The sequence below is a fragment of the Shimia haliotis genome (genome assembly GCF_900114415.1).
Lineage (GTDB): Bacteria > Pseudomonadota > Alphaproteobacteria > Rhodobacterales > Rhodobacteraceae > Shimia > Shimia haliotis.
Map to the genome: position 1 here is coordinate 60,345 of NZ_FOSZ01000001.1, position 14,900 is coordinate 75,244.

Here is a 14,900-nt window from a genome sequence, read left to right on the forward strand (position 1 = left end):
AGCACGTCCTACAAAAAAAGGCCGCCCCACTGGGGCGGCCTTTTTCTTTAGAATAAGGTCGTTCAGCCAATCGCGGCGTTTGCAGCGCTTTCGGGGAGTTCTTCGTCAAAGCAACGCTGATAGAACTCGGCAACAGTCTGGCGTTCCAGCTCGTCACATTTATTCAGGAACGACAGACGGAAGGCGTAGCCCACATCGCGGAAAATCTCGGCGTTGGCGGCCCAGTTGATCACCGTCCGCGGGCTCATCACGGTGGACAGGTCGCCGTTCATAAACGCGGTGCGGGTCAGGTCTGCGACAGTCACCATCTGGTTCACGGTCTTGCGGCCTTCGGCAGAGTTGTAGTGCGGCGCTTTGGAAAGCACGATCGCGGCTTCGGCATCGTGGCTGAGATAGTTCAGTGTCGAGACCAGAGACCAGCGGTCCATCTGGGCTTGGTTGATCTGCTGCGTGCCGTGATACAGGCCGGTGGTATCACCAAGGCCTACGGTGTTGGCGGTCGCGAACAGACGGAAAAAGGGGTTCGGCGTGATGACTTCGTTCTGATCCAGCAGGGTCAGTTTGCCGTCATGCTCCAGAACACGCTGGATCACGAACATCACGTCCGCGCGGCCCGCGTCGTATTCGTCAAACACAATCGCCGTTGGATTGCGCAGCGCCCAAGGCAGGATACCTTCGTGGAATTCTGTGACCTGTTTGCCGTCGCGCAGTTTGATCGCGTCTTTGCCGATCAGGTCGATACGGGAAATGTGGCTATCAAGGTTCACACGCACGGTTGGCCAGTTCAGGCGCGCGGCAACCTGTTCAATGTGGGTTGATTTACCGGTGCCGTGATAGCCCTGAATCATCACGCGGCGGTTGTAGCCAAAACCGGCAAGGATCGCCATCGTGGTTTCAGGATCAAACTTGTAGGTCGGGTCCACCTCGGGCACGCGGTCTGTCCGCTCGGCAAAGCCCTTGATCTTCATATCTGAATCGATGCCAAAGACGTCACGAACGTCAACATCTTCGGTGGGTTTTGCGTTTGCTTCAATCATGCCGTCGGCCATTTGCATCGTCCTTCTACAGGCCCGCGCGCTGGCAGGCCGAAATCCACCGGGCATTGGTGCAACAAACGCAGACCAACCGCAAGAGAAACCGCGCAAAGAAACGTTGGGTCTTTTGGACGCGGATTTCCAGCAAGACACACCTTGAATGATGGCGGTATTAAACTAGGCAAAACCCGATTGAGTCACGTTAAAGCGATAAAGGTTGATTTGAGCTATTAAAATCGACAAAATGGAGGGCACGGGAGGACAATATGGAAAATTTGAAGAGAATAGCACTTGGATTCGCGTGCGCATTTGGCGTTGCAGGGGGGGCAAATACTGCATCCGCTGCATCGTGCCTTGAGGTCGTGCTGACGGGGGTGCAGGGTGGCCCGCCAGTCTTTCAGGGACAAGCTGGCGCCGGCACGTTGGTAAAGTATGGCACCGAAGAAAACGGATGCTCCGAGGTTTTGTTGCAATTTGATGCGGGCCGAGGAACGACACAGCAGTTGTCCAAGATCGGTGTTCCTGTCGGGAAACTAAGCGCGGTGTTTTTCACTCACATACACTCGGATCACAGCGAAGGGCTCATGGACATGATGCAACTTCGTTGGCACTTCAACTCCGCCGGACCCAAAATCGATATGGTGTGTTCGGAGGACGTCACGGCCCCCAAAGGGCACACCATGAGTTGTCGCGAGTATGGGCAAAACCTCGGAGCAGCCCTGATCGCGTCAGGAGAAATGGCACAACGCCTGTCGGAAAACCCCAAACGCCTGCCAGGCGGACCGTCTGATCTGATCAACACGATGACGTTCTTAGGTAAAGATTCGGCGCAAACGGTCTGGGAATCCGGGGATGTCAAAGTTTCTGCCATTCAGTCTCGTCATGTGGCTGGCCATGCGTCCTACCGCGTGGACACTCCGGCTGGCAGCGTGGTAATTGGCGGAGATGCGGGCAATGACACACCAGCCCCACCGCGAGAAACATCAACTTCCGCACAGGTCGAAGCCTTGTCAAACGGTGCCGATATTGTGGTGCATTCGGTCATTCATCCGATCATGGGGCCCGACGGAGACTCTGGATTTCCGCCGCCGATCTACTATCGCCAGTCGACCGCAACCGATCTGGGCGCGTTGTCCAAGCGGGCAGGGGTGAAGCACTTGATGCTCACGCACCACATTCCGCCATTGGGCGCGCCAAAGCAGGGTCCGTATCCAGTGAAAAAAGGCGGACTCTCTGCGGATGACTACATCGAAGCCGTGCGTGCAAGCGGCTATGAGGGCGATGTCGTCATTGGGCCTGACCTGACCAAACTCAGGCTCGTTGCGCAGTAATCTGCGACATGCAAAGGCCGCATGCTTCCGTGAGACTTGCAGCAATTCTCACGCAGGCGTGCGGCTCTTTGATTTGAGAACATAGGGCCTTAGCGGCATATTCCTCTAAAAGGAGTTTGCAATGAATCGTAGACATGTCCTTCTGGGGATCACCGCACTGGCGTCACTGCCTAAATCCGTTCTGGCCGCGAGTTTTGAGGTCACACGCTCTGATGCAGAGTGGCGGGCAATGCTGACTGATTTGCAGTATAAAGTGATGCGCAAGGAAGGCACCGAACGGGCAGGGTCTTCGCCGCTCGACAAAAACTATGAGAAAGGCGTCTATCACTGCCGCGGCTGTGATCTGAAGCTTTATAGTTCAAAACACAAATACGACAGCGGCACGGGATGGCCGAGCTTTTACAAGTCGCTCAACAACGCAATCGGCACCAAAGATGACCGCAAGCTGTTGCGGGTGCGGACCGAATGTCATTGCCGCCGCTGTGGCAGCCATTTGGGGCACATTTTTGATGATGGCCCCAAGCCGACAGGTAAACGGCATTGCCTGAATGGTGTGTCGCTGGTGTTTAAGCCGGCCTAGGCGGCGGCCTGCGACGTGCTGCGTTCGATGAACCTGTAACCAAGGCCATAGAGCGTTTCGATGGCGTCAAAGTTCGGATCAACCCGACGCAACTTCATGCGCAACCGTTTGATCTGGCTGTCGATGCAGCGGTCTGTAACACCCAGATCGGTGCCATAGGCCGTTTCCAGTATTTTGGCGCGTTCCAGCACCATGCCCGGTCGTTTGGCCAAAGCCCATAGCACGTTAAACTCGGTTGCGGTCAGCTCAAGCAGACGGCCGTGCCACGTGACTTCATGGCTTTCTTTGTCCATGACCAACGGGCCTTTCACCAGCTTGGAGACACCCTCATGAGCAGGCGTCGCGATGCGCCCACGCCGCAACAATGCGCGCACGCGCTCCAGCATCACCCGCGGGGCGTAAGGTTTTCTCACATAGTCGTCGGCCCCCATGTGCAGGCCAAAAGCCTCCTCTGCATCCGATCGTGCATCGCTAAGCAGCATGACCGGAAGGTCAAACCGCGACCGGATTCGGCGCAGGAGATCCATGCCATCTATGCCGCGCGGGCGCGTGTTCATGATCAACAGCGCGGTTTTCGGATCGCCAATGTCACGCATCGCCAGTGCGCCGCCGACATAGGGCAAAATGCGATGTCCGTCGCTTTCAAGCAGCCGTGTTAGGTCGTTCAGTGTGGGACGGTTGTCGTCCAGAATTATGATCTGAGCCATCAGTACCCCCGCATGCGCTGTGGTGGTACGTGTCCAATCGTGGCCTGTGCAAAGACCTCGGATCTGCTGCGATCATAAAAACTCTCGATGTGGGGCGTGTCGCCATTGTGGCGCATAAAAAACGTCCCGATCCGTTGCAGTGGCGTCAAAAGCCATGCGGGCACGTGTGTGTTGGCAGTATGAATTGTGTGCGACGATGCCGCGTTGGAAATGGTACTCATGGCGAACCCTCCGCGTTCAAATAGGCGCCAAATGGCGGCGCCGGTCCGTGGCGGGGATAGGCAAAATGTTTGCGCTCTCCCACCACTGCGGATTTAAGGCTGGCTTGGAGTTTGTCCTTTGGTGTTCAGGACAGAGTTTTGGGCAATCGTGCCAAAGTTATCGGCTGGCCATGGTTTTGGCGCAATTGACGGGATCAGGTCATGCGTCGCTTTTCGCCGGGGGAGTGGCCGGTCCAGCGTTTGAACGCAGCGGCAAAGCTGCTGACATCGGAATAGCCCAGCAAAAAGGCAATTTCTGCCTGCGTCATGGCACCATCTTTGAGATAGCGTTCCGCAAGCGCCTGGCGGAGGTTGGACAGAACCTTTTGATAGGTGGTGTCCAATTCGCCAAGCCGCCGCGCAAGGGTGCGGCTGCTCATGCCAAGATCACGGGCCACGGTTTCGATATTGGCCTGACCGGTGGATAGGCGATCGGCGATTTTCCCTTCGACCTGTACACGAATATCTGTCCGCGAATTTGGCGTCTGCGCGAGCACCAGGTCGCAATGCCGTCGCAGGATGTGGTAAAGAGCCGTGTCCGACGTGGTCAGCGGAGTGTCCAGGTCACTCAGGTGAAAGTCGATTTCGTTGTCGTGCGCGTCAAACGTAACGGGGCAGCCGAAGGTTTTGGCAAATGCCTCTTTGTTTTTTGCGCGATGATGCGCGAACGACAATCGCACAGGCGTAAATTGTCGCGGCATGATGAAGCGCAGACCCGACAACAGTTGCGCGACTTGGGCTTCAACAAAAAAGGAACAATCGACTGTGGCGGGAACTATGTTGCTCCAGCGGTAAAACCCCTTGGAACGCAGCTCACTCAGATCCACCTCAATCGCTTCGGAGATGGTTCTTTGATAACGTTGCATGTTTTCCAGCATATCAAGCAGAGTGGGCGAGGTACGGCCCAAGTAGCCAATCAATCCCAGTCGCTTGAGGCGACGTTCTTGTGCCCATTTGAGGTGTACCAGATCATCGCCAGTCAGTGCCACGCCGCGGTTGAAAATTTCGGCCGTCGCCACAAACGGCGCCATCGCTTCTGGTGGTGTGATTTGTTCCAGAGTGATGCCGGTGCCGCCCAACACCTGCTGCTCTGTGAAACCCAGAGAAATCAGGTGTTGTGAAAAGTCGCGCGTGATCGCCGCGAGGTGAAGAAATTGCTGTTCGCTCATGACCGTAGTTCACCGCAATTTCCCGCGGTTTTCAAGGCTTTCGCTCCGGTTGGGCGTCAGTTTGCTGGCGGTGGGGTTTATGTCTTGGCCAAAGCACGCTCAATCGCCCTCGTGATGGCGTCGCGTGTGTCCGCATCCACCCCTTCCAGATCGACAACCAACATGTCGCCGTCTTTGTGGTTGGAAATCGCCGCACGGGTTTTGGGGTTCCGAACCACCCGATACGGGGTGATTTCCCGCGAAATCCCTTTGAACCTTTGCGGGGCCAAGGGCTCTGCCTCGACAAGATCGCGGGCGTGGGCATAGGTCTCATAACTCATCACAATGCCGCCGGGTTCGGCGATGCTTTCAAGGCGGGCAGCCAGATTGGCCTCGGCGCCGATGATGGTGTAATCCATACGCGTTTCCGATCCGAAATTGCCAACGTTGCAATATCCCGTGTTCAGCCCCATGCGGGCACGGAACGGATGTTCAAATCCATTCTGCCGCCAAACGTCTTCCAACTCGTCAAGCCGATCTTGCATCGCCAGCGCCATACGCACGCAGGCCCGCGCATCTTCGGTCGGGCCATGGGACGAGGGGTCGCCAAAAAACGCCACGATCGCATCGCCGATGAACTTGTCGATAGTCGCGCCGTGTTCTTTGGCAATGCGGCTCATCTCTGAGAAGTACTCGTTCAGCAGCTTGGTGAGTTCTTCGGGTTGCATGCGCTCTGTGGTGGCGGTGAAATCTTTGATGTCCGAAAAGAACACGGTGAGCTTTTTGCGTTCCGTTGAAATCGCCACATCGCGCTCCCCTTCAAAGATCGAGCGGTAAACCTGGGGCTCCAGATACTTGGAAATCTTGAGAGACACGTCCGCGAGGAAGGAATTGTTTTCCGCAAGCTCCGCGTTGGCCGCACGGAACTGCCGCGCCAGCCGCAACTGGTGCCACGCAAACGTCAGCCCAAAGGCGCCCGCCACCAGAAGGTAGCCGAGAAGAAACTTGAACGAGGAGAGGTTGAGAGACAGGGGCTGTTGAACGTTCACCACCTGCAAGCCGCGCACATCACCGACTTCCCAGTCGGTTTTGGGACTATCGGGATGGGCATTGTGACATGCGACACAGGCCTCCTGCATGCGTACGGGGGTGGCAAGGATCAGGCGGTGGTCAAGCAAGTCTCCGCTGTCCTGCATGATACGTGTGCGTGTGTTTTGCGGGTCGCGAAACATGTCCAGCGCGGATTGTTCAAAATCGCTGATGTCATCGGTGGGCCTGCCGCGAAATGGATGATCGGAAACAAACCTGTATTCAACGCCGCGTAATGCTTTGGAAAAACGGTCACTTAGTTCAATGGCCACGGTTGCAGGAATCGGATAGGCGCCGTTGATCTCGTGATAATCGTGGCGGGCTTGCGGGCGGCCCTCGGCATTTTGCACCCGTGCAACGACATTGCTGGCATAATAGTCGCGCACATTGTCCATCAAACTGTTCAGGCTGGTCGCCTGACGGTGCAGGTTGTGGTGGGACAGGCTGTTGAGATCAAGCCAGACCGCAACCGGCAGCATCAGGACGCCAAGCGCCACCACCGCAAAAAGAAGCCGCGGGCGGTTGGTCAGGTGGTCACTTAGGCGTTCAATCATTCATCCATCCCCATGGTCGCCCATTGTGTCACGCTCGGCGGCTCTTCGCACAGGATTTTTCAGGGTTTGCAAAGAAAAGAGCCGCGCCTTTGTGGCGCGGCCCTGTTCAGATTGCCCTGTGCAACCAATCACTTGAAGTTGCGGCTGTCCTTGATTTGGTCCCAGGCCCAGACAACTTCCTGAAGCTGGTCTTCCTGGCTGCGGTCTCCGCCGTTCATATCCGGATGCAGCACTTTGATGAGTTTTTTGTACGCCTTGCGGACCTCGGCCTTGGTCCAGCCATCCTTGGCTTCCAGAATTTCGATCGCGCGGCGCTCTGTGGGCGGCAGGCGTTTGGATGCGCCGCCGTTTTTGCCGGGGTTTTGCGTGGCATTGCCCCCCAGAACCTGATGCGGATCTTCGATGCCAAGCCGCGCCCATGCGCGGGCCTCGGGATCGGTGAATTTTTTGGTCTCGCGCTCCCAGACCTTATCCTTGGAGTTCTGTGCGTTCAGTTCGGCTTCGGTTTTGCCGTCAAAGAAGCTCCACTTGAGGTTATATTCACGCACGTGGTCCTTGCAGAACCATTTGAACTCGTCCAGCACATCCGGCGCGCGTGGAGCGCGGTACTTGCCAGCCTCCTGACATCCCTCATGTTCACACACGCGGGTCGAGGTTTCGGACGCGCCCGACATGCCACGCCGACCGCGTGGATTTTTCTTTTTTGCCGATTTCACCGACATATCGAAACCAAAGGGATCTGATTTGGTCATCTGTGCACCTTTTCGACTCGGAGCAGAGATTTTAGCGAAACGGACAGAAGATTGAAGGGGCAGATCGCAAAAATCGGGGAGAATTTCGAGATCACACGAGAAATTCACTCAGCGGGATTTCCAGCGAAATTCTTGCGTGAATTGCCAGACATTTGCGCAAGAATCCGTCTTTTCAACACCGATCAGCTTGGTTCGGAGGTGTCTGTGCGTTTTTTGCCGGCTTCGGAGATGTCGGTGACATCGGCGTGATCTTTGCCGTCGCCCTCTGCACTCAGAGAAACTACAGCGCGATCAGGGGTGATTTCATCAACTTCGGACGTCAGGGGCGGTTCGTTACTTGCAGCCGCCGCGGCTCCGGCGGCGGGGGCCGGCAGCTCCGCGGCCTTTGGGTGCTCAAGCTCTTTGGGCTGAAAAGCGCTGGCATCATCCGCGCGGGGACGACGGAACACCATGACTGACCGATATTTGGTTGCCGTTGACGTCAATCCGCTGCGTTCCTCGCTCGGCAGGGTTTCGGTGCGCAAAAATTCCCACCGGTCCGCAGCAAGCGTGTTCATTTTGGCTTCCAGAGCGTTGGCAAACCGCCCGTCGGCACCTTTGATGCCGCGTGCCTTCTGGCCTTTGGTCGGGGCGGGAACAACTTTGTACTCGTAGATCATTGTCTCAATCACTTTAACTCTGGTGCCTTATGTGGCACCGGACATGTGTACCCTTTTGAGCTTGCGTGCCTCAAGCCTTTTTCGGGATACCCATCACGCGGCCAACCCGATCGGGTTTGGGCAGAACCGAATGCGCTTTGTGCAAGGCAGAGACATTGTCGTAGATGTCATTTGGCATTGGCGCCACACGAGGGCCACTTTGGTCGATGTGCAATCCGATGCCTTCGCCGGTGGCGGACAGCCAACCGTCCTCGTGCCAAAGTTCCTGATAGAAATGCAGGCGTTTCTCGTCGAAATCCAGCAGGTGAAAGGTTGCACGCACTTTGTCGCCCAGATGCAGCTCGCGCAGGTAGCAAAGGTGGAACTCGGCCGAAAAGGTCGTGTTGCCGGTACGCTCGCGGTAGTCGGGGCCAAATCCCATCTCCAGCCAAATCTGATCGACCCCGCGGTCAAACAGAACGTTGTAAAACGCCATGTTCAGGTGGCCGTTGTAATCCAGCCATTGTTTGTCGATGTCCATCCATGTGGATGTGAACGGGGCGTCAAGGTTCATGCGGGCCTCCACTTTTCTTTGTCAGGTCCGGTTATGGCTGCGGGAACAGATTGGAGCAATCCGGAAGTGAGACGGTGACGCGGCGGCTTTTTGGGGGGCGAAATGAAAACGTCGGCGCCATTTCTGGCACCGACGCAATACCTACGTTTTACCGACGTGATACCGACAGGGAAAATTAGCCCTGAAGCTTCTTGGCGACCAGTTCGTTCACCGCCTTCGGGTTGGCCTTGCCACCCGTGGCTTTCATCACCTGACCGACAAACCAGCCCGCCAGTTTCGGGTTGATCTGTGCCTTTTCAACCTGTGCAGGGTTGGCCGCGATGATCTCGTCCAGAGCGGCCTCAATGGCGCCGGTGTCCGTGACCTGTTTCATGCCGCGCTCTTCGACGATCTTCGCCGGATCACCGCCCTCAGTATAGACGATCTCAAACAGGTCTTTGGCGATCTTGCCTGAGATGGCGTCACTCGCGATCAGGTCCAAAATACCGCCCAGTTGGGTGGGCGAAATCGGGCTTTCGGTGATGTCGTGCTCTTCTTTTTTCAGACGGCCAAACAGCTCGTTGATGACCCAGTTCGCGGCCAGTTTGCCATTGCGCCCATCTGCGACAGCCTCAAAGTAGTCCGCGTTTTCTTTCTCGGCGGTCAGAACCGATGCGTCATATTCTGACAGGCCGAAGTCGCTGATAAAGCGGTTCTTTTTCTGGTCGGGCAGTTCCGGCAAGTTCTTGGCAATGTCATCCACCCAGCCCTGTTCGATCTCCAGCGGCAGCAGGTCGGGGTCAGGGAAATAGCGGTAGTCGTGCGCTTCTTCCTTGGAGCGCATCGAGCGGGTCTCGTTGCGGTCCGGATCATAAAGGCGGGTTTCCTGATCCACAGTGCCGCCAGCCTCGACGATTTTGATTTGGCGCTCGGCTTCCACCATGATCGCCATCTGGATAAAGCGCATGGAGTTCATGTTCTTGATCTCGCAGCGGGTGCCAAGATGCGAGAAGTCTTGTGTTTCCATATACTTCTCGTATTGACCCGGACGGCAGATCGACACGTTCACGTCAGCCCGCAGGTTGCCGTTCTGCATGTTGCCGTCGCATGTGCCGAGATAGCGCAGGATCTGGCGCAGTTTCAGAACATAGGCCGCTGCCTCTTCAGGGCCGCGAATGTCGGGGCGGCTGACGATTTCCATCAGCGCCACACCAGTCCGGTTCAGGTCTACAAACGACAGGTTCGGGTCCATGTCGTGTACCGATTTGCCGGCGTCTTGCTCAAGGTGGATACGCTCCACACGCACGTTGCGCGCAACACCCGGTTCCATGTCCACAAGGATTTCGCCTTCGCCTACGATGGGTTCATAAAGCTGGCTGATTTGATAGCCCTGCGGCAGGTCAGGATAGAAATAGTTCTTGCGGTCAAATGCCGATTTCAGATGGATTTCCGCGTTCAGGCCAAGTCCGGTGCGGACAGCCTGTTCAACGCAGAACTCATTGATAACAGGCAGCATTCCAGGCATGGCGCTGTCAACAAATGCCACGTTGGAGTTGGGTTCGTTGCCAAATTTTGTGGAGGCACCCGAAAACAGTTTCGCATTGGAAGAAACCTGTGCGTGTACCTCCATCCCGATGACCAGTTCCCAGTCATGTTTGGCGCCCGCGACGATTTTGGGCTTGGGGGTCTCATATGTCAGGTCGAGCATCGCTCAGGCTCCTTGAATCTATGGCTGGACTGCGTTCTAGGCCAGCCAAGGATCGGGAGCAAGAGGGCAGGTGGTTTCCAGCCTGCTTAGGGGTTGATCTGGGTGATACCGTCAGGCGTGAAATAAACGGTTTGCCCGTTTTGCAGGCCCGACATAAACGGCATGGCCACTGCTTGCAGAGCGATGTCCCGCCCCTTCGCCGCAAGGCGCTCACGCGAAATGATACGCGATGTGTTTTCAAAGCCGATTTCGGCATGCCCCCAAATCAGCGGGTGAATCTCGCGCAAATAATCATGCACTACCATGTCAAAACCGTCGCGAAGGGCCGGCGGCAGGTCCGGTCGGAAGCCGTTTTCGCTGTATTGTTCGCGTGCAGACTGCCAACTGCGGAACAGATGCGCCGCCATCAGATTGGCCGAGTGTTGGTCTCCACAGCGGCTTAGGGCATCGTCGACGCCGTCGAGAAAGTATTCGATTTCAACCATTTCGAGGCCGCGCGGGTCCACCAACAGCGCATCAAACCACACCCATGCATAGGCACCTGCGCCCCAAAGGTCATAGGTGCGCGCGGCGATGCGACGGGCCTGAAGGTCAAGCTGTTCGAAATCTCCGTACCAACGTGGCAGCAGATAGTTTCCAAGCGCCCGCATGTGCCGCGGGTTGGCCGGATCAAGGGCAATCAACGCCTCAAACTCGGTGCAGAGCTTTTCGGTCGGGTTTTGCATGCCCGGCAGCAACGCACAGCGCGCGGCGGACAGGGCAGGAGAATGGTGTTTGGTCGGGCAGAAGCGGCTTAGAATGGATTCTGCGCGTTCAAAATGGGCCTGAAAAGCCTCGCGATTGAGTTCACGCACGTCCTCCTTGGCCGCGGCCCCGCGCCATGCCCAGCCAATGTCGATGTGCATATGGGCCACGATCAGAGCCAGCGGGTAGCTGTCGGGATAGTCTTCGAGCATATATTCCAAGGCTTCGATGCCGGCAAAGAAGTCCGCACCCCGCGCCGGATGACCGTGCAACAAAGCGTGCTCTGCCGCGCGCACAACATCGGCCCGCGCGCCAAACAACATCAATTCCGCCAACGGGGTTCCAGCGGATGTGGTGGTGCGGTTCTGATCATAAGTGCGGATCTGATCCTCGAGATCTTCCCACCGCTCCTGACGGGCCAGAAACAGACCACGGTCACGTGTCTGATCGCTTTCCAGCTGATCCGGTGTGTCGGTGTTCACAGGGATTTGCAAACGGTGCAGCAAGTCCTTGACGGAGTGCCCTTCTTCTTCGTGCTGGTCAGAGTCGGAGACCGCATGACTGCCGTAAAATGTCTGCGACAGTTTCTTCAACGCGGGCTCAGCCGCAGAAGACACATCGGTCTTATCCAACGAGAAGAATTTCATTTTTGACTGCTCCTATCCTTGCGAACAAGATGCAGGTCCACTTAGGCCAAAGTTGGGCACCAAGTTGAAATCATACGGTCAGGCGGTCCTGACTCTGCCCGAATTGCTGCGCGTCACATGACGCGGAAATGATGCCGTTCTACGGGGATGTCATAGGCCTCCAAAGTGGCCTGCAATCGGTCCGGAGATGGCAAAACATCGTTTGGAATGCGCACCTTAGAGCCATCGACCATCGTCAGCGTCGCCCGCACCGAGATGTCCAGACGCGTGTCAAAACGCGCCGACCGGATTTGATCCGTGCGCATTTCTGCCTCTTGCGTTGCACTTTTCCACCGCAGCACACCCTCGGCGAGCGAAAAAGTCGATACGGGATTGAGCAGCACGTCGATCAGCGCGGGTACCGCGAAAATGCCGAGAATGGCGAGAATCCAAGTCGTGGTGCCAATGGCTTTGAGACCACCGAGGATCACAACTGCAATCGCCAGCGCCATAAAGGTACGGGGATTGCGGCCGTGATGGGTAAAGGTCAGTGGATCCGGCATCAGGCCCCCCGAATGCGCGAGATCATTTCGGCGGTGTCGCGGCTCAGGTTGGGTTGGGCCGCGATGCGCTCCAGCTGGGTCGCGATCTTTGCCTGACGATCCGCGTCATAGCGTTTCCAGGTCTGGAAGGCGCTGCACATGCGGGCGGTGGTTTGCGGGTTCACGGGATCCAGTTTGATCAGCCACTCCGCCAAAAGCGTGTAAGCTGCGCCGCTTTCGTGGTGAAAGCCGGCGTGATGCGCGGCCAGCATACCCATCACAGCGCGGAAGCGGTTGGGGTTCTTCCAGTCAAAGTCGATGTGGTTGGTCAGGCGCGCTGTGGTGTCGGCCAAGGTTTCGGGCTTGGCGTGCATCACCTGAAGCGAGAACCACTTGTCGATCACCAGCCTGTCGTCACGCCATTGGTCATAGAAAGCCTGCAAAGCGTCATCGCCTGCATCGGCGTCCAGAAGCGCGCTCAGGGACGCGAGTTGCAGGGTCATATTGTCGGCCTTGGCGTATTGCTTGGCCGCGGTTGCGCCTCCGTCCAGCTTTGTGATCAGGCCCAAGGCAGAGTTGGCCAGCGCCCGTTTGCCTGCAGCCACCGCATCCGGCGAGAAGGGGCCGTCGACCTGATTGGCGGCATAGAGATCAGGCAGGATGTCGGCAAATGCGTCGGCTTTGGCCTGTCGCATGGCCTCGCTTGCGGTATGGATGGTGGCGGGATCGGGGGTGTCGCCATCTTGATGAAGCACACCCGCCAGTTCCGATTGCGTCGGTTGTGCCAACATCAGAGCCCGATAGGCCGGATCGAGGCTGTCATCCCGAAGAAGCGCTTTGAGGCCGTCCAGATAGTCGGCATTGGGCGCCGCCCCTGTGCGGATCGCGCTTAACAGGCTGTCACGCGCCAGCATGCGGCCCGCTTCCCAGCGGTTGAAGGCATCGGTGTCATGCGCCAACAGAAAGGCGCGTCGCGCATTGTCGATGTCTTGTGTGAGTGTCACCGGAGCAGAGAAGCCGCGCAGCACAGAAGGAATCGGGCGTGTGGCGTGGCCGTTGAAAGAGATGCTTTGTTCGGCTTGGGTCAATTCGACAATCTGTGTGGGCAGCACTTCGTCACCATTGTCGTTCAGCAAGCCCACAGCAACAGGGATCACTTGCGGCAGTTTTTCATCCTGTCCGGGTGTTGGCGCGCTGGATTGGCTGAAGTGCAGGGTAAAGGTGTCGTCCTTATACTCTTCGCGCACACTCACGGTCGGCGTGCCGGACTGTGAATACCACAGCTTGAACTGGCTTAGATCGCGCCCCGTGCTGTCCTCAAATACGGTGATCCAGTCCTCGATCGTGCAGGCTTGCCCGTCGTGGCGATCAAAATAGAGATCAAGCGCCTTGGCATAAGCCTCATCACCAACCAGCGTCTTGAGCATGCCGATGACCTCGGCGCCCTTTTCATAAACGGTGGCAGTGTAGAAGTTGTTGATCTCCTGAAAGCTCTCGGGCCGGACCGGATGGCTCAACGGGCCTTGATCTTCGGGGAATTGGCGCGCGCGCAGGGCAATCACGTCATCAATGCGTTTCACCGGCTCGGAGCGCATGTCGGCGGTGAACTGGGCGTCGCGGAAAACCGTCAGGCCTTCCTTGAGGCAGAGTTGGAACCAGTCGCGGCAGGTGATGCGGTTGCCGGTCCAATTGTGGAAATATTCATGCGCGATGATGGCTTCGATGCGCTCAAAGTTGCCATCGGTCGACGTTTCAGGGCTCGCGAGAACGCAGGAACTGTTGAAAATATTCAGCCCTTTGTTTTCCATCGCGCCCATGTTGAAATCATCCACAGCGACAATGTTGAACTCGTCCAGATCGTATTCACGGCCATAGACGTCTTCGTCCCATTTCATCGACTTCTTCAGGGCCTCCATACCGAAGGCGCATTTGTGCTCATCGCCGGGGCGCACATAGATTGCCAGATCGACCTCACGGCCCGACATGGTGGTGAACTTGTCCTCATGCGCGACCAGATCACCGGCGACCAAAGCGAAAAGATAGGCCGGCTTGGGCCACGGATCCTGATAGATCGAGACATTGGGGGCAGGGGACTGCGTGTTATCCTGAGCGTAGTAAAGCCCGTTGCCATTAGAAAGCATGACCGGCGTGTGGTCCGCGTCGCTTTCAATGCGCACGGTGAATTGCGCCATCACGTCGGGGCGGTCCGGATACCATGTGATCTTGCGAAATCCTTCGGCCTCACACTGGGTGCAGTACATGCCGTTTGACATATAGAGCCCCTCCAGCGCGGTGTTGGCCTCGGGGTTGATCTCGACCTCGGCCTCCCAGTTGAACGGTGCGTGTGGCACGTCGACCTCGATGCCGCCGTCGACTTCGGTGATCACGGCGTCGTGTCCGTCGACCTTGGCCGAGATATGCGTGAGCCCTTCACCGTGCAGCATGAAAGGGCGGCTCGGGACGTCATAGTCAGGCCGGACCCGGATACGGGAAATCACGCGTGTCGCCGTTGGGTGCAGCCGAAAGGTCAGGTGCACATCATCAATGATCCAGCCAAAAGGTGCGTAGTCCTTGAGATAGATCGTTTTGGGGGCTGCGTTGGTCATCACTGGCTCCGTGAATTGGGTTTGGGCA

At 57.1% G+C, this 14,900-nt stretch carries 14 protein-coding genes; 2 read left to right on the top strand and 12 right to left on the bottom strand.

From position 1 onward, the window contains the following. Positions 1-62: 62 nt before the first annotated feature. A complete protein-coding gene (gene cobS, locus BM069_RS00300) occupies positions 63-1,049 on the bottom strand; it encodes a cobaltochelatase subunit CobS (protein WP_093318841.1) in 987 nt (328 codons plus the stop codon). 251 nt (positions 1,050-1,300) lie between these two features. Here cobS and BM069_RS00305 point away from each other — a divergent pair, with 251 nt between their 5' ends. Together BM069_RS00305 and msrB are read left to right on the top strand one after the other, a co-directional pair. After that, the gene (locus BM069_RS00305; RefSeq protein ID WP_139216107.1) at positions 1,301-2,365 is read left to right on the top strand and encodes an MBL fold metallo-hydrolase; all 1,065 of its coding nucleotides are present in this window, start codon (positions 1,301-1,303) and stop codon (positions 2,363-2,365) included. 121 nt (positions 2,366-2,486) lie between these two features. Next, on the top strand, positions 2,487-2,945 hold the full coding sequence (gene msrB / locus BM069_RS00310) for a peptide-methionine (R)-S-oxide reductase MsrB (RefSeq protein ID WP_093318855.1): 459 nt from the start codon (positions 2,487-2,489) through the stop codon (positions 2,943-2,945). Here the strand turns inward: msrB and BM069_RS00315 are convergent. The 11 genes from BM069_RS00315 to pepN all read right to left on the bottom strand — a co-directional run bounded on the left by BM069_RS00315 (position 2,942) and on the right by pepN (position 14,872). Beyond that, positions 2,942-3,652, bottom strand: a complete 711-nt coding sequence (locus tag BM069_RS00315; protein ID WP_093318857.1) for a response regulator transcription factor — start codon at positions 3,650-3,652, stop codon at positions 2,942-2,944. The genes msrB and BM069_RS00315 overlap by 4 nt on opposite strands. Then, the gene (locus tag BM069_RS19595) at positions 3,652-3,873 is read right to left on the bottom strand and encodes a hypothetical protein (RefSeq protein WP_139216108.1); all 222 of its coding nucleotides are present in this window, start codon (positions 3,871-3,873) and stop codon (positions 3,652-3,654) included. The genes BM069_RS00315 and BM069_RS19595 overlap by 1 nt, the downstream gene beginning before the upstream one ends. Before the next feature lie 194 nt (positions 3,874-4,067). Continuing rightward, the gene (locus BM069_RS00320; protein ID WP_093318860.1) at positions 4,068-5,081 is read right to left on the bottom strand and encodes an AraC family transcriptional regulator; all 1,014 of its coding nucleotides are present in this window, start codon (positions 5,079-5,081) and stop codon (positions 4,068-4,070) included. A 77-nt stretch (positions 5,082-5,158) separates the two neighbouring features. Then, positions 5,159-6,703, bottom strand: a complete 1,545-nt coding sequence (locus BM069_RS00325; RefSeq protein WP_093318863.1) for an adenylate/guanylate cyclase domain-containing protein — start codon at positions 6,701-6,703, stop codon at positions 5,159-5,161. A 128-nt stretch (positions 6,704-6,831) separates the two neighbouring features. Continuing rightward, positions 6,832-7,455, bottom strand: coding sequence for a J domain-containing protein (locus BM069_RS00330; RefSeq protein ID WP_093318866.1), 624 nt, complete (start codon positions 7,453-7,455; stop codon positions 6,832-6,834). 182 nt (positions 7,456-7,637) lie between these two features. Continuing rightward, complete coding sequence (locus BM069_RS00335) at positions 7,638-8,126, bottom strand: DUF4177 domain-containing protein (RefSeq protein ID WP_139216109.1); 489 nt, start codon at positions 8,124-8,126, stop codon at positions 7,638-7,640. Between the two features lie 58 nt (positions 8,127-8,184). Beyond that, positions 8,185-8,667 carry a thioesterase family protein gene (locus tag BM069_RS00340; RefSeq protein WP_093318871.1) on the bottom strand — a complete coding sequence of 161 codons (483 nt, stop codon included), beginning with the start codon at positions 8,665-8,667 and terminating at the stop codon, positions 8,185-8,187. A gap of 175 nt (positions 8,668-8,842) precedes the next feature. Continuing rightward, positions 8,843-10,354, bottom strand: coding sequence for an Asp-tRNA(Asn)/Glu-tRNA(Gln) amidotransferase subunit GatB (gene gatB, locus BM069_RS00345; protein WP_093318874.1), 1,512 nt, complete (start codon positions 10,352-10,354; stop codon positions 8,843-8,845). 86 nt (positions 10,355-10,440) lie between these two features. Continuing rightward, positions 10,441-11,745, bottom strand: a complete 1,305-nt coding sequence (locus tag BM069_RS00350) for a hypothetical protein (RefSeq protein WP_093318876.1) — start codon at positions 11,743-11,745, stop codon at positions 10,441-10,443. A gap of 113 nt (positions 11,746-11,858) precedes the next feature. After that, positions 11,859-12,287, bottom strand: coding sequence for a hypothetical protein (locus tag BM069_RS00355; RefSeq protein WP_093318879.1), 429 nt, complete (start codon positions 12,285-12,287; stop codon positions 11,859-11,861). Next, positions 12,287-14,872 carry an aminopeptidase N gene (gene pepN, locus BM069_RS00360; RefSeq protein ID WP_093318881.1) on the bottom strand — a complete coding sequence of 862 codons (2,586 nt, stop codon included), beginning with the start codon at positions 14,870-14,872 and terminating at the stop codon, positions 12,287-12,289. Before pepN ends, BM069_RS00355 begins: the two co-directional genes overlap by 1 nt. Positions 14,873-14,900: the final 28 nt, after the last annotated feature.

Excerpts from the sequence above, each read along its gene's own strand:
- cobS (WP_093318841.1), bottom strand. The coding sequence starts at position 1,049 with ATGGCCGACGGCATGATTGAAGCAAACGCAAAACCCACCGAAGATGTT.
- BM069_RS00305 (WP_139216107.1), top strand. The coding sequence starts at position 1,301 with ATGGAAAATTTGAAGAGAATAGCACTTGGATTCGCGTGCGCATTTGGC.
- msrB (WP_093318855.1), top strand. The coding sequence starts at position 2,487 with ATGAATCGTAGACATGTCCTTCTGGGGATCACCGCACTGGCGTCACTG.
- BM069_RS00315 (WP_093318857.1), bottom strand. The coding sequence starts at position 3,652 with ATGGCTCAGATCATAATTCTGGACGACAACCGTCCCACACTGAACGAC.
- BM069_RS19595 (WP_139216108.1), bottom strand. The coding sequence starts at position 3,873 with ATGAGTACCATTTCCAACGCGGCATCGTCGCACACAATTCATACTGCC.
- BM069_RS00320 (WP_093318860.1), bottom strand. The coding sequence starts at position 5,081 with ATGAGCGAACAGCAATTTCTTCACCTCGCGGCGATCACGCGCGACTTT.
- BM069_RS00325 (WP_093318863.1), bottom strand. The coding sequence starts at position 6,703 with ATGATTGAACGCCTAAGTGACCACCTGACCAACCGCCCGCGGCTTCTT.
- BM069_RS00330 (WP_093318866.1), bottom strand. The coding sequence starts at position 7,455 with ATGACCAAATCAGATCCCTTTGGTTTCGATATGTCGGTGAAATCGGCA.
- BM069_RS00340 (WP_093318871.1), bottom strand. The coding sequence starts at position 8,667 with ATGAACCTTGACGCCCCGTTCACATCCACATGGATGGACATCGACAAA.
- gatB (WP_093318874.1), bottom strand. The coding sequence starts at position 10,354 with ATGCTCGACCTGACATATGAGACCCCCAAGCCCAAAATCGTCGCGGGC.
- BM069_RS00350 (WP_093318876.1), bottom strand. The coding sequence starts at position 11,745 with ATGAAATTCTTCTCGTTGGATAAGACCGATGTGTCTTCTGCGGCTGAG.
- BM069_RS00355 (WP_093318879.1), bottom strand. The coding sequence starts at position 12,287 with ATGCCGGATCCACTGACCTTTACCCATCACGGCCGCAATCCCCGTACC.
- pepN (WP_093318881.1), bottom strand. The coding sequence starts at position 14,872 with ATGACCAACGCAGCCCCCAAAACGATCTATCTCAAGGACTACGCACCT.